The following is a 14,033-nucleotide window of genomic DNA, read 5'->3' as shown; positions in this document are numbered from 1 at the left end:
GTGCTCCGGGCGAGCGTCGGCGGCACGGCGCCTGCTCATGGCTGATTGTTCGTTCGGGCGCCTCCGGACAATCGGTCGATCAGCGCGGGCATTTGCCCGCTGCTCGGATGATCGGTGCGGCCTGCGCCTAGGCGGCGGGAGCTGCCGGTTCGGCCGGGGCGGCAGCCGGCGCCGGCATCGCCGCGTAGGGTACCAGCGGGATCTGCGCCGCGTGCAGGCGCTCCAGGATGGTGAACAGCAGGTCGCTGCGCACGCCACCCGCCAGGCGCGGGCTGGAGACATAGGCGATGGCCTGGAACACGAGCAGGCCGCCTTCGATGCCTTCGAGCGTGAGCGAGGGCGCGGGCGTTTCCAGCACGCCCTCGTGTTCGCGGCAGGCCGTGAGGATCAGCTCGCGCACGCGCGCCGCGTCGGTGGTCAGCGGCAGCGGCAGGCGGATCAGCACCCGGCCCTCGGCATTGGCCAGCGTCATGTTGCGCACCGTCTTGGTGATGAACTCCGAGTTCGGCACGATCAGCGTCGAGCGGTCGCCGAGCTGGATCTCGGTGGCCCGCACGTTGATGCGCCGCACGTCGCCCTCGGTAGTGCCCAGCACGACCCAGTCGCCCACCTTCACCGGCTGTTCGGCGAGCAGGATCAGGCCCGAGATGAAGTTCTGCACGATCGCCTGCAGCCCGAAACCGATGCCGACCGAGAGCGCGCTCGCGACCCAGGCGATGCGTTCGATGCTGATGCCCAGCGCCGACAGCGAGAACGCGACCACGAGGATGCCGCCCACATAGCCCAGCAGCGTGGCGATCGAGCTCTGCATGCCGGGCTCGAAGCGGGTGCTCGGCAGGTAGCTCTGCGCGAGCCAGCGCTTGAAGACGCGCAGCACGACGAAGCCCAGGATCGCCACCGCGACCGCGCCCAGGATGGCGCCGGGCACGAGTTCGAACTCGCCCACCTTCACGCCCGAGCCGAACTTGCCGCTGCGCTGGAACACCTCGTCGGGGCCGGTGCCCAGCGGCGCCGCAAGCGCGATCAGCATGTAGAAGAACAGGCCGACGCGGCTCAGGCCCGACAGCACCGTGGCGGCCTGGTCCAGCGTCTGCGGTGCGAGCCCGAAGCTCTTCTGCAGCCGCTGGCCCATGGTGCTGCGTGACGACACGGTCGCCATGAACACGTCGTCGGCAAACTTGAACAGCACGTAGAAGGAGGCGGCGACGATGCCGGTCCAGGTCAGTTGCGAGGCCAGCAGGCTGGCGAGCGCCACATATCCCACGGCGAGCAGGACCCAGATCGCGACCATGACCGCGCCGATGCAGGCCACGAGCAGTCCGACCCAGATCGGCTGCTCCGGCAGGTCGGCACCTGGCGCGCGGTCGCGCAGCGTTCGCAGGCGAAGCAGCACGACGCCGACGAGCGCGGTCAGCGTCAGCGCCGTGACCACGTGGGTCGCCACCACGGCCGCGAAACTCGCGTCCACGACGGTATTGATCTCTGCGGGCGTCCATGCGACCGCGGCCACCAGCGCCACGAACCAGGGCAAAACGGCGAGGCGGCCGGCCACCGCGTCGGACATCGGCGGCAGCCGCCAGCTCGGCCGGCCGATGGCCAGCAGCGAACGTCCGAGCCCGACCACGAAGGCCATGAACACCAGCGCCTGTGCGAGCGAGTGCAGCGCCTTGCTCGCCTGCGGCGTCCAGGTCGCGTACTCCTCGAGCAGCCGCTCGACGCCGTACGCGGCCAGCGCGACGAGCAGCACGTGGCTGGCCACGATGGCGATCACCAGCAGCGAGCGCCGAAGCCGGCCCGCCGGCAGCAGCCGTGCGGCGAGCCGCGTGAGCAGGTGCTCGGCGGCCCAGGTCCCGAGCACGGCAAGCACCACGGCCAGCAGCAGCGCGCCGATCACCCCGGTGCGCGTGCCTTGCCCGGTCGCCTTCTCGAAGCCGTCGCGCAGGTCCGCGCCCAGGGCCTGCAGGCGCGCGATGTCGCCGGGCCATGCCCGCCGAAGATCACGCCAGAATTCGTCGCCCAGCGGCGAGGGGGCGCGCTCGGTGACCTGCGCCTCGAACAGCGCGCGGCGCTGGTCCACGAGTTCGGCGCCGCGCTGGCGTACGTCGATGGTCAGCAGGCGCGCCAGCCGGATGTCGGCATCGAGCGTGTTGCGCTCCTTCGTCAGGGTGGCGCGCTGGCGCGTGATGTCGGGGTCTTCGGTGGCGCCGGCCGCCGGCGGTTCGCCAAGCTCGCCGAGGCGGGCGTTGAGGTCGGCCAGCTCGGCGGTGCGGGCTGCCACGAACTTCTCGGCCTGGGCGCCGATCGCGTTGATCTGCGCCAGCTGATCGCGCAGGCTGCCATGGGCTTCGGGCGGGGCCTCGGTGATCCTCGTGAGCTGCGCGCGCATCTCGGGCACGCTCAGCTCGGGCTCGGGCGCCGCCATGGCGGCGGCGCCGCTGCCGGCAGGGTCGAGCTGCGCCAGCGCGGCGCCGCAAGACAGCAGGGCAGCCAGGCACAGCGCCAGCAGGCGGGAGGTCACGCTCATGGCCGCCATCATAGAAGGGCGGCGTGCCTGGCCGCGGCGGCGGTCAGCGGGCCGGGCTGAACAGGTCGACGCGGTCGGTGATGATCCCGTCGGTGCCCAGGTCGATGAGCCGCTGGGCGGCCCATTCGTCGTTGACGGTGTAGCTCAGCGTGCGCAGGCCGGCCGCCTGCACCCGGGCCACAGTGGCCGCGTCCCAGAGCGCATGGTTGCAGACCACCGCGGCGCAGCCGAGGCCGGTGGCGGTGTCGAACCAACCCTCTTGCAGCGTGTCGAGCAGCAGCCCGCGCGGCAGCTCGGGCGCCACGTCGCGCGCGGCGCGCAGCGATTCGGCCTGGAACGAGGTCAGGAGCGGCGCAACAGCCGCGCCCTGCCAGAGCCGTGCGGCTTCGCGCGCCACCGTTGCGCCGGTTTCCTGCTCGGTGCCCGGCGTGGGCTTGATCTCGATGTTGAGCAGGTAGCCATTGGCGAGGCAAAAGCGTGCGAGGTTCTCGAGCGTGGCGAGCGGCTCGCCCGCGAAAGCGCGCGAATGCCAGCCGCCGGCATCGAGCTGCGACAGCCCGCCCCAAGGCAGGTCGCCGCCAATGCCGTGGCCGCTGGTGGTGCGTTCGAGCGTGGCGTCGTGCATGAGGAAGGGCACGCCGTCGGCGCTGAGCTTGGCATCGCACTCGAACATGCGCCAGCCGTGCGCGGCACCGAGCCGGAAAGCGGCCAGCGTGTTCTCGGGTGCCAGCTTGCCCGCGCCGCGGTGGGCGATCCAGCGGGGATAAGGCCAGGGCGTAGCGTTCATTTTTGAGCGGGTCGTGGTGTTCATCCAGTGCACCCGTGGAACCGGCTCCGCCGGGCCACCGGGTGCGCACCCCCGTGGGGGGAGGCGCCGCAGGCGCTTCGGGGGGCGTCTTATTCAGCGCGCTTGCCGGAGCCAGCGTCGAACCAGTGCAGCTTGTCCTGCTGCGCCGCGATCCGGACCGTGTCGCCGGCCTTCGGCGGACGGTCGGCCTCGTCGGTGCGCATGATGATCTGCTCGTCGCCGATGCGGCCATACACCAGCCGCTCGGCGCCGAGCAGCTCGACCGACTCGACCTGCACGGACCAGCCGCTTTCGTCGAGCGTCAGGTGCTCCGGGCGGATGCCGAGAATCTGGCCGGGGCGCACGCCGGGCGCTTGCTTGAGCAGGTTCATCGGTGGCGAGCCGATGAAGCTCGCCACGAAGGTGGTGGCGGGCCGGTTGTAGACTTCTTCGGGCGTGGCGAACTGGTCCATCACGCCGCCGTTCATCACGATGATGCGCTGCGCGAGCGTCATGGCTTCGATCTGGTCGTGCGTGACGAACAGCGAGGTGATGCCGAGCTCGCGGTGCAGCTTCTGGATCTCGAGGCGGGTCTGCGCGCGCAGCTTGGCGTCGAGGTTCGACAGCGGCTCGTCGAACAGGAAGACCTTCGGCTCGCGCACGATCGCACGCCCCATGGCCACGCGCTGGCGCTGGCCGCCCGAAAGCTCGCGCGGCTTGCGCTCGAGCAGGTGGCCCAGCTCGAGGATCTTGGCGGCCTTGTCCACGCGCCGCTTGATCTCGTCGGTCGGCAGCCGCGCGATCTTCAGGCCGTAGGCCATGTTCTTGAACACGCTCATGTGCGGATAGAGCGCGTAGTTCTGGAACACCATGGCGATGTCGCGCTCGGAAGGTTCGAGCTGGTTCACCACGCGGTCGCCGATGGCGATGTCGCCGGCCGAGATCTCCTCGAGGCCGGCCACCATGCGCAGCAGCGTGGACTTGCCGCAGCCCGAGGGCCCGACGATGACGACGAATTCGCCCTTGTTCACCTCGGCCGAGACGCCGTGGATGACCTGGTTGGCCTTGGCGCCCTTGCCGTAGCGCTTGATGACGTTGCGAAAGGAAATGGCTGACATGTTGTCTTGTTCTTGGGCTTAAGAGGTGATCTGCTTGTATGCGGTGGGCGTCGGGCGTGGGTTCACTTCTCGGTGTCCACGAGGCCCTTGACGAACCAGCGCTGCATCAGCACCACCACGAGCGCCGGAGGGATCAGCGCGAGGATTGCGGTGGCCATCACGAGGTTCCAGTCGACCGCGGCGTCGCCCGAGGCGATCATGCGTTTGATGCCGATCACCACCGGGTACATGTCTTCGCTCGTGGTGGCGAGCAGCGGCCACAGGTACTGGTTCCAGCCGTAGATGAACTGGATCACGAAGAGCGCGGCGATCGAGGTCTGCGACAGCGGCACCAGGATGTCCTTGAAGAAGCGCATCGGCCCCGCGCCGTCCATCCGCGCGGCCTCGACGAGTTCGTCGGGCACCGAAAGGAAGAACTGCCGGAACAGGAAGGTCGCGGTGGCCGAGGCGATCAGCGGAATGGTCAAACCCGCATAGGTGTTGAGCATGTTCAGGTCGGCCAGCACCTTGTAGGTGGGCAGGATGCGCACCTCCACCGGCAGCATCAGCGTGACGAAGATCATCCAGAACACGAGCTTCTTGAACGGGAACTTGAAGTACACGATGGCGAAGGCCGAAAGCAGCGAGATCGCGATCTTGCCGAAGGCGATGACCAGCGCCGTGACCAGGCTGATCCACATCATGCGGCCCACCACCACGCGCGCGCCCTGCGTCTCGGTGCCCATGAGCGCGGCGGTGTAGTTTTCGACCATGTGCGCGCCCGGCACCAGCGGCATCGGCACGCGCAGGATCTCGTCGCGCGTGTGGGTCGAGGCCACGAAGGCGAGGTAGATGGGAAAGGCCACGATGGCGATGCCGAGGATCAGCACCACGTGCGAGAGGACGGTCAGGCCGGGCCGGCGTTCAACCATGGCGGATGCTCCGGAAGAAGAAAGAAGAAGAAATGGGGAAAGGAGGATGCGCCATCAGTACTGGACCTTCTTCTCGATGTAGCGGAACTGCACCACGGTGAGTACGACCACGATCACCATCAGCACCACCGACTGCGCGGCCGAGCCGCCCAGGTCGAGCGCCCGGAAGCCGTCGTGCCAGACCTTGTAGACCAGGATCGCGGTGTCGCGGCCCGGACCGCCTTCGGTGGTGGCATGCACGATCGCGAAGGTGTCGAAGAAGGCATACACGATGTTGATCACCAGCAGGAAGAAGGTGGTCGGCGACAGCAGCGGAAACTGGATGGTGAGGAAGCGGCGAAGCGGACCGGCGCCGTCGATGGCGGCGGCCTCGATCAGGGACTTCGGAATCGATTGCAGCCCGGCCAGGAAGAACAGGAAGTTGTAGGAGATCTGCTTCCAGATCGCGGCCACCACGATCAGCGACAGCGCGTGGTTGGAATTGAGCAGGTGGTTCCATTCCATGCCCATGTGGCGCAGGCCGTAGCTCACCACGCCGATGCTCGGCGAGAACATGAACACCCACAGCACGCCCGCGATGGCCGGCGCTACCGCGTACGGGATGATCAGGAAGGTCTTGTAGAACAGCGAACCGCGCAGGATGCGGTCGGCAAAGATCGCGAGCATCAGCGACAGCGCGATGCCGATGCCGGCCACCAGCACCGAGAACAGCGCCGTGACCTTGAACGACTCGACGTACGCCGGGTCGTCGAACAGGGTCTCGAAGTTCTCCAGACCGACGAAGACGGTGGAGGTGCCGAACGCGTCCTCGGTCTGCAGCGACTGCCAGATGGCCTGGCTCGCGGGCCAGAAGAAGAACACCAGGATCACCGCCATCTGCGGCGCGATCAAAAGCCATGGCAACCATGCCGACCGGAATAGAACGCGTTTTTCCATAACCCCTCGAATCCCTCAAAAAACGAAACGCCCGCCCCACGGCTTTTGCAGTGGCGGGCGGGCGAGTCTACTTCGGCGCTGGAGCCGAACGGTGCTCAGCCTTTATTTGCCTTCTGGAAGCGCTCGAGCTGTTCGTTGCCGCGCTTCACGGCGGCGTCGAGCGCCTCCTTGGCGCTGCGCTTGCCGCTCCAGATCTGCTCGGTTTCCTCGTCGATGATGGTGCGGATCTGCACGAAGTTGCCCAGGCGCACGCCGCGCGACTTGTCGGTGGTCTTGCGGATCATCTGCGTCACCGCCACGTCGGTGCCCGGCTTTTCCTTGTAGAAGCCCGAGGCGTCGGTCAATTTGTAGGCGGCGGTGGTGATCGGCAGGTAGCCGGTGCGCTTGTGGCTTTCGGACTGCACCTTCGTGTCGGACAGGAAGGTGAAGAAGCTGGCAATGCCCTTGTAGTGGTCGGCCGGCTTGCCCGACATGACCCAGAGGCTGGCGCCGCCGATCACGGTGTTCTGCGGCGCGCCCTTCACGTCGGGATAGTAGGGCATGGTGGAGATGCCGTACTTGAACTTGGCGTCCTTGGCCACGCGTGCGTAGAGGCCTGACGAGGCGGTCATCATCGCGCACTCGCCCGAGGGGAAGGCGGCGTCGCCGGTGTTGTTGCGGCCCTTGTAGACGAAGGTGCCGTCCTTCGACATCTTGGCCAGGTTCTCGAAGTGCTTCACATGCAGTGGCGAGTTGAAGGCCAGGCGCGCCGAGGTGCCGCCGAAGCCGTTGTTCTGCGTCGCGTAGAGCGTGTTGTGCCAGGCCGAGAAGCTCTCGAGCTGCGTCCAGCTCATCCAGCTGGTGGTGAACGGGCACTTGTGGCCGCTCGCCTTGAGCTTGTCGGCCGCGGCCATCACTTCGGGCCAAGTGGTGGGGGCCTTCTCGGGGTCGAGCCCAGCCGCCTTGAAGGCGTCCTTGTTGTAATAGAAGATGGTCGTCGAGCTGTTGAGCGGGAAGCTCAGCATCTGGCCGTTCGCGGCGGTGTAGTAGCCCGACACGGCGGGCACGTAGACGCTGGGGTCGAACTTGGCGCCGCCCGAACTCATCACTTCGCCCACTGGCTTGATCGCGCCCTTGGAGGCCATCATGGTGGCGGTGCCGACTTCGAACACCTGCAGGATGTCGGGCGCATTGCCGGCGCGGAAGGCGGCGATCGCGGCGGTCATCGACTCGTCGTACTGGCCCTTGTAGGTCGGCACGATCTTGTAGTCCTTCTGGCTGTCGTTGTATTGCTTGGCGAGGTCGTTGACCCATTCGCCGAGCGGACCGCTCATGGAATGCCACCACTGGATCTCGGTCTGGGCATGGGCCGGGAAGGCCAGCGTGGCGGCCAGCGCCGACGTGGCGGCGAGCAATTGAAAACGCATCAAGGAAGACTCCTGTGGAATAAAAGCAAAGCGCGGATGCTAGGCGATCCGTGTGACATTCGGCACACATTGGCGCACGGACGGGCGCCATCGTCCAACCGGGAAAACCCCTTTGGCGCCAAGCGGCCCCGCGGCGCCGGCCGTCGTGCTGCGCTGCACCATGCTAGGATCGTTTTCCCCTTTTTCGGCCTAGCCTGTTGCCGTGGCCGGGGCATTCGCGAGCACGCCATGACGAGCAAGACCTCCCTCGAAAAAAGCCGGATCAAGTTCCTTTTGCTCGAAGGCATCCATCCTTCGGCCGTGGAGGTGCTGCGCGGCGCGGGCTATTCCCAGATCGAGGCGCTGCCCGGCGCGCTGCCCGACGCGGAACTCAAGGCCAAGATCGCCGACGTGCATTTCCTCGGCATCCGCTCGCGCACCCAGTTGACCGCCGAGGTCTTCGCCGCGGCACAGAAGCTGGTGGCTGTGGGCTGCTTTTGCATCGGCACCAACCAGGTCGACCTCGAAGCCGCGCGCGAGCATGGCGTGGCGGTGTTCAATGCGCCGTATTCCAACACCCGTTCGGTGGCCGAACTCGTGCTCGCCGAGGCGATCCTGCTCTTGCGCGGCGTGCCCGAGAAGAGCGCGGTGGCGCACCGCGGCGGCTGGCTCAAGTCGGCCGAGAACGCCTACGAGATCCGCGGCAAGACGCTTGGCATCGTGGGCTACGGCTCCATCGGCGCTCAGCTGTCGGTGCTGGCCGAGGGGCTGGGCATGCAGGTGGCGTTCTACGACGTGACCGCCAAGCTGCCGTTGGGCAATGCGCGCCAGGTGCGCGACCTGCACCAGCTGCTGGCCCAGAGCGACATCGTGACGCTGCACGTGCCCGAGACGCAGGCCACGCAGTGGATGATCGGCGCGGCGGAAATCGCCGCCATGAAGCCCGGCGCGATCCTGATCAACGCCTCGCGCGGCACGGTGGTCGAGATCGAGCCGCTGGCCGAGGCCCTGAAGCAGAAGAAGCTGCTGGGCGCCGCCATCGACGTGTTCCCGGTCGAGCCGCGCAGCAACAAGGACGAGTTCCAGTCGCCGCTGCGCGGGCTCGACAACGTCATCCTCACGCCGCACATCGGCGGCTCGACCATGGAGGCGCAGGCCAACATCGGCCTCGAGGTGGCGGAAAAGCTCGTGAAGTACAGCGACAACGGCACCTCGACTTCGTCCGTCAACTTTCCCGAGGTGGCGCTGCCGGCGCATGCCGGCAAGCACCGGTTGCTGCACATCCACCGCAACGTGCCGGGCGTGCTGTCGGAGATCAACAAGATCTTTTCGGACAACGGCATCAACATCTCCTCGCAGTTCCTGCAGACCAACGAGAAGATCGGCTATGTGGTCATGGACATCGACGCCACCCATTCCGACCTGGCGCTGGGCAAGCTGGCGAAGGTGCCCGGCACGATCCGCAGCCGCGTCCTGTTCTGAGCGGGGGCATGGCCCGCCGGCCGGCAGGGTGCCGGGGCCTGCCCTAAAATCCCACCCCCGGCTATATGGGCGCGCAGCGCCTGGCCGAGGTGCCACCCCCCGATGAATGCTCCGACCGCGTTGACCACGCTGTTGTCGCAGGCCGCAGAGCCTGCACGACTGCGCGAGATCCCCTACAACTACACCAGCTTCTCCGACCGGGAGATCGTGATCCGCCTCTTGGGCGAGCGCGGCTGGGAACTGCTGCAGACCCTGCGCGCCGAGCGCCGCACCGGGCGGTCGGCGCGCATGCTGTACGAAGTGCTCGGCGACATCTGGGTGGTCCAGCGCAATCCCTACCTGGTCGACGACCTGCTCGACAACCCGCGCCGGCGCGGCCAGCTGGTCGATGCGCTCAAGCACCGCCTGGGCGAAGTCCAGAAGCGCCGCACGCCCGACAGCGACATGCCGCGCGACCAGCTCGTGGGCGAACTCACCGCGCTGGTCGGCGAGGCGGTGGCCGCCTTCGACACCGCCTTCCGCGACGTGGCCGCGCTGCGCCGCAGGGCGACGCGGGTGCTGGGCCGGCTGACCGCGAAGGACAACATCAAGTTCGACGGCCTGTCGCGCGTGTCGCACGTCACCGACGCCACCGACTGGCGCGTCGAGTACCCGTTCGTGGTGCTGTGCCCCGACACCGAGGCCGAGATGGCGCTGCTGGTCAAGGGCTGCATCGAGCTCGGCCTGACCATCATCCCGCGCGGCGGCGGCACCGGCTACACCGGCGGCGCCATCCCGCTCACGTGGAAGAGCGTGGTCATCAACACCGAGAAGCTCGAGGCCATGACCGAGGTCGAGCACGTGGCGCTGCCGGGGCTCGACGCCCCCGTGCCTACCATCTGGACCGAGGCCGGCGTGGTCACGCAGCGCGTGGCCGATGCGGCCGAGCGCGCGGGCTACGTGTTCGCGGTCGATCCGACGTCGGCCGAGGCTTCGTGCGTCGGCGGCAACGTCGCCATGAACGCCGGCGGCAAGAAGGCCGTGCTCTGGGGCACCGCGCTCGACAACCTGGCCGCCTGGCGCATGGTCACGCCCGACGCCGAATGGCTCGAGGTCACGCGCATCGGCCACAACCTGGGCAAGATCCACGATGCCGAAAGCGCCGTGTTCGAGCTGCAGTACTTTGCCGCCGACGGCCGCACGCCGCTGCGCACCGAGCGCCTCGAGATCCCGGGCCGCACCTTCCGCAAGGAAGGCCTCGGCAAGGACGTGACCGACAAGTTCCTCTCGGGGCTGCCGGGCATCCAGAAGGAGGGCTGCGACGGCCTCATCACCAGCTGCCGCTGGGTGGTGCACAAGATGCCCGCGCACACGCGCACCGTGTGCCTCGAGTTCTTCGGCAATGCGAAGGACGCGGTGCCGAGCATCGTCGAGATCAAGGACTTCATGTTCGCCGAGCAAAAGCGCTCGGGCGTGCTGCTGGCGGGCCTGGAGCACCTCGACGACCGCTACCTGAAAGCCGTGGGCTACGCCACCAAGTCCAAAAAGCACGGCGGCCTCCCGAAGATGGTGCTGTTCGGCGACATCGCGGGCGACGACGCCGACGCGGTGGCGCGCGTCACCTCGGAAGTGGTGCGCATCGCCAATTCGCGCAGCGGCGAGGGCTTCGTCGCCATCAGCCCCGAGGCGCGCAAGAAGTTCTGGCTCGACCGCAAGCGCACCGCAGCCATCAGCCGCCACACCAACGCCTTCAAGATCAACGAAGACGTGGTGATCCCGCTGCCGCGCATGGCCGAGTACAGCGACGGCATCGAGCGCATCAACATCGAGCTGTCGCTGCAGAACAAGCTCGCGCTGACGGACGCGCTCGAGGCCTTCCTGCTGCGTGGCAACCTGCCGCTGGGCAAGAGCGACGACGCGCACGAGATTCCCGCCGCCGAGCTGCTCGAAGACCGCGTGGCGCAGGCCGTGGCGCTGGTGCAGGAGGTGCGTACGCGCTGGGCCGGCTGGCTGCGCGAGGTGGACGTGCTCTTTCCGCAGCTGCAGGACCACAGCCTGCGCGCGAGCTGGAAGACCCAGCTGCGCCAGCCGCTGCAGGAGATCTTTGCCGGCGCCGAGTTCGCGCCGATCGTGGCCGAATGCGTGGCCATCCACCAGCGCGTGCTCAAGGGCCGCGTCTGGGTGGCGCTGCACATGCATGCGGGCGACGGCAACGTGCACACCAACATTCCTGTCAACAGCGACAACTACGACATGCTGCAGACCGCGCATGCCGCGGTGGTGCGCATCATGGCGCTGGCGCGCAGCCTCGACGGCGTGATCTCGGGCGAGCACGGCATCGGCATCACCAAGCTCGAGTTCCTGAGCGACGAGGAACTCGCGCCGTTCATGGACTACAAGCGGCGCGTCGACCCCGAAGGCCGCTTCAACAAGGGCAAGCTGCTGCGCGCGCCCGCGGGGCAGCCGGCCGAAGAACTGCATGCCGACCTGACCAATGCCTACACGCCGAGCTTCGGCCTGATGGGGCACGAGTCGCTGATCATGCAGCAGAGCGACATCGGCGCGATCGCCGACAGCGTGAAGGACTGCCTGCGCTGCGGCAAGTGCAAGCCGGTGTGCGCCACGCACGTGCCGCGCGCCAACCTGCTCTACAGCCCGCGCAACAAGATCCTCGCGACCTCGCTGCTGGTGGAGGCCTTCCTCTACGAGGAGCAGACGCGCCGCGGCATCAGCATCAAGCACTGGGAAGAGTTCGAGGACGTGGCCGACCACTGCACCGTGTGCCACAAGTGCCTCACGCCGTGCCCGGTGAAGATCGACTTCGGCGACGTGTCGATGAACATGCGCAACCTGCTGCGCAAGATGGGGCAGAAGAGCTTCCGTCCCGGCAATGCGGCCGCGATGTTCTTCCTCAACGCGACCAACCCGCAGACCATCAAGGCGGTGCGTGCCGGCATGGTGGGCATCGGCTTCAAGGCCCAGCGCCTGGCCAACGACCTGTTGCGCGGCCTGGCCCGCAGGCAGACCGCGGCGCCGCCGGCCACGCTCGGGCCGGCGCCGGTCAAGGAGCAGGTGATCCACTTCATCAACAAGAAGATGCCGGGCAACCTGCCCAAGCAGACGGCGCGCGCGCTGCTCGACATCGAAGATGCCGACTACGTGCCGATCATCCGCGACCCGAAGACGACCACGACCGAGACCGAGGCGGTGTTCTACTTTCCGGGTTGCGGCTCGGAGCGCCTGTTCTCGCAGGTCGGGCTTGCCACGCAGGCGATGCTCTGGCATGCGGGCGTGCAGACGGTGCTGCCGCCGGGCTACCTGTGCTGCGGCTACCCGCAGCGCGGCAGCGGGCAGTTCGACAAGGCCGAGAAGATGATCACCGACAACCGGGTGCTCTTCCACCGCGTGGCCAACACGCTCAACTACCTCGACATCAAGACGGTGGTGGTGAGCTGCGGTACCTGCTACGACCAGCTGCAGGGCTACCAGTTCGACAAGATCTTCCCGGGCTGCCGCATCATCGACATCCACGAGTACCTGCTCGAAAAGGGCATCACGCTGGCCGATGCAGGCGGCGGTGGCTACCTGTACCACGACCCGTGCCACTCGCCGATGAAGCTGCAGGACCCGATGAAGACGGTGAAGGCGCTGGTCGGCGACAACGTGCTCAAGAACGACCGCTGCTGCGGCGAGTCGGGCACGCTGGGCGTGTCGCGGCCCGACATCTCCACGCAGATCCGCTTCCGCAAGGAGGAAGAGCTCAAGAAGGGCGAGGCCGCGCTGCGCGACAGCGGCCAGGTCGGCGCCCAGGACAACGTGAAGATCCTCACCAGCTGCCCGAGCTGCCTGCAGGGCCTCTCACGCTACGGCAACGACCTGAACAACGGCCTGCTCGAGGCCGACTACATCGTGGTCGAGATGGCGAACAAGCTGCTGGGCAGCGACTGGATGCCGCAGTACGTGGCGGCTGCGAACCAGGGCGGGATCGAACGGGTGCTGGTGTGACCGCCGCAGCGGGCTGCCCGCTCTGCGACGGCCCGGGCGGCCGCGTCGTGCTCGAAGGCGCCAGGCTGCGCGTCATCCATGCCGACGAGCCGGGCTTCCCGGCCTTCTACCGCGTGGTATGGCGGGCGCACGTGGCGGAGTTTTCCGACCTGTCGGCGGCCGACCGCGTGCTGTGCATGGAGGCGGTGGCGCTCGTCGAGCAGTGCCTGCGCGACCACCTGGCGCCGACCAAGGTCAACCTGGCGGCGCTCGGCAACATGGTGGCGCACCTGCATTGGCACGTGATCGCACGCTTTGCCGACGACACGCATTTTCCAGCCTCGGTCTGGGCGCCGGCGCAGCGCGCGAGCGATCGGGCCCGCGAGGCGGACCTGGCCGCGCGTCTGCCCGCACTCGAGGCTGCGATGATGGCGCAACTGGCTACAAGGAGTTTCTGATGGCAGGTTTGCAAGCCGGCGCACCGACGCCGACATCGATCACCGTGCACGGCCAGTCGCGCGTGCTGGAGGTCGCCTTCTCCGACGGCGCGAGCTTCCGGATCCCGTTCGAGCTGATGCGCATCTATTCGCCCTCCGCCGAGGTGCAGGGCCATGGCCCGGGCGAGGAGGTCCTGCAGACCGGCAAGCGCAACGTCGAACTGGCCGACCTGAAGCCGGTGGGCAACTATGCGGTGCAGCCGGTCTTCAGCGACGGCCACGACACGGGCATCTTCTCGTGGAACCTGCTCTACGAGCTCGGTGCCAACGAGGCGCAACTCTGGGCCGAGTACGAACGCCGGCTTGCCGCAGCGGGCGTCGACCGCGATGCGCCGATGCCCGACAAGGGCGGCGGCTCCGCCTGCGCAAGCCATTGAGCGCGGCGCGTGCCGGGCGCTTCCAATGGAAGAAAAAAGCAACAAATCCCCCG

The 14,033-nt window shown here is 67.6% G+C and carries 10 protein-coding genes; 4 read left to right on the top strand and 6 right to left on the bottom strand.

Going from position 1 to position 14,033, the window contains the following annotated elements; translation table 11 throughout:
- Nucleotides 1–127: 127 nt before the first annotated feature.
- The 6 genes from AC3A6G_RS05260 to ugpB form a co-directional block, all read right to left on the bottom strand.
- On the bottom strand, nt 128–2,524 hold the full coding sequence (locus tag AC3A6G_RS05260) for a DUF3772 domain-containing protein (RefSeq protein WP_487858571.1): 2,397 nt from the start codon (nt 2,522–2,524) through the stop codon (nt 128–130).
- Nucleotides 2,525–2,567: 43 nt separating this feature from the next.
- Nucleotides 2,568–3,311, bottom strand: coding sequence for a glycerophosphodiester phosphodiesterase (gene ugpQ, locus AC3A6G_RS05255; protein ID WP_487858570.1), 744 nt, complete (start codon nt 3,309–3,311; stop codon nt 2,568–2,570).
- A gap of 110 nt (nt 3,312–3,421) precedes the next feature.
- Entirely contained in the window at nt 3,422–4,429 is a 1,008-nt protein-coding gene (ugpC, locus tag AC3A6G_RS05250; protein ID WP_487858569.1) for a sn-glycerol-3-phosphate ABC transporter ATP-binding protein UgpC, read from the bottom strand.
- A gap of 62 nt (nt 4,430–4,491) precedes the next feature.
- Nucleotides 4,492–5,340 (bottom strand): sn-glycerol-3-phosphate ABC transporter permease UgpE, encoded by an 849-nt coding sequence (ugpE, locus tag AC3A6G_RS05245; RefSeq protein ID WP_487858568.1) that lies wholly within the window; start codon nt 5,338–5,340, stop codon nt 4,492–4,494.
- 54 nt (nt 5,341–5,394) lie between these two features.
- Complete coding sequence (gene ugpA / locus AC3A6G_RS05240) at nt 5,395–6,276, bottom strand: sn-glycerol-3-phosphate ABC transporter permease UgpA (protein WP_487858567.1); 882 nt, start codon at nt 6,274–6,276, stop codon at nt 5,395–5,397.
- Between the two features lie 95 nt (nt 6,277–6,371).
- Nucleotides 6,372–7,682, bottom strand: a complete 1,311-nt coding sequence (ugpB, locus tag AC3A6G_RS05235) for a sn-glycerol-3-phosphate ABC transporter substrate-binding protein UgpB (RefSeq protein ID WP_487873222.1) — start codon at nt 7,680–7,682, stop codon at nt 6,372–6,374.
- A 228-nt stretch (nt 7,683–7,910) separates the two neighbouring features.
- Between ugpB and serA the strand changes: the two genes are divergently transcribed.
- The 4 genes from serA to AC3A6G_RS05215 all read left to right on the top strand — a co-directional run bounded on the left by serA (nt 7,911) and on the right by AC3A6G_RS05215 (nt 13,980).
- The gene (serA, locus tag AC3A6G_RS05230) at nt 7,911–9,143 is read left to right on the top strand and encodes a phosphoglycerate dehydrogenase (protein WP_487865442.1); all 1,233 of its coding nucleotides are present in this window, start codon (nt 7,911–7,913) and stop codon (nt 9,141–9,143) included.
- Nucleotides 9,144–9,245: 102 nt separating this feature from the next.
- Complete coding sequence (locus tag AC3A6G_RS05225; protein ID WP_487873221.1) at nt 9,246–13,127, top strand: DUF3683 domain-containing protein; 3,882 nt, start codon at nt 9,246–9,248, stop codon at nt 13,125–13,127.
- Nucleotides 13,124–13,564, top strand: a complete 441-nt coding sequence (locus tag AC3A6G_RS05220; protein WP_487873220.1) for an HIT family protein — start codon at nt 13,124–13,126, stop codon at nt 13,562–13,564. Before AC3A6G_RS05225 ends, AC3A6G_RS05220 begins: the two co-directional genes overlap by 4 nt.
- Entirely contained in the window at nt 13,564–13,980 is a 417-nt protein-coding gene (locus tag AC3A6G_RS05215; RefSeq protein WP_487858562.1) for a gamma-butyrobetaine hydroxylase family protein, read from the top strand. The genes AC3A6G_RS05220 and AC3A6G_RS05215 overlap by 1 nt, the downstream gene beginning before the upstream one ends.
- Nucleotides 13,981–14,033: the final 53 nt, after the last annotated feature.

It is taken from the genome of Variovorax sp. Soil_C_26, assembly GCF_057657075.1.
Note: the sequence above shows the minus strand (reverse complement) of the source record. Positions and strands in the feature narration are given on the sequence as shown.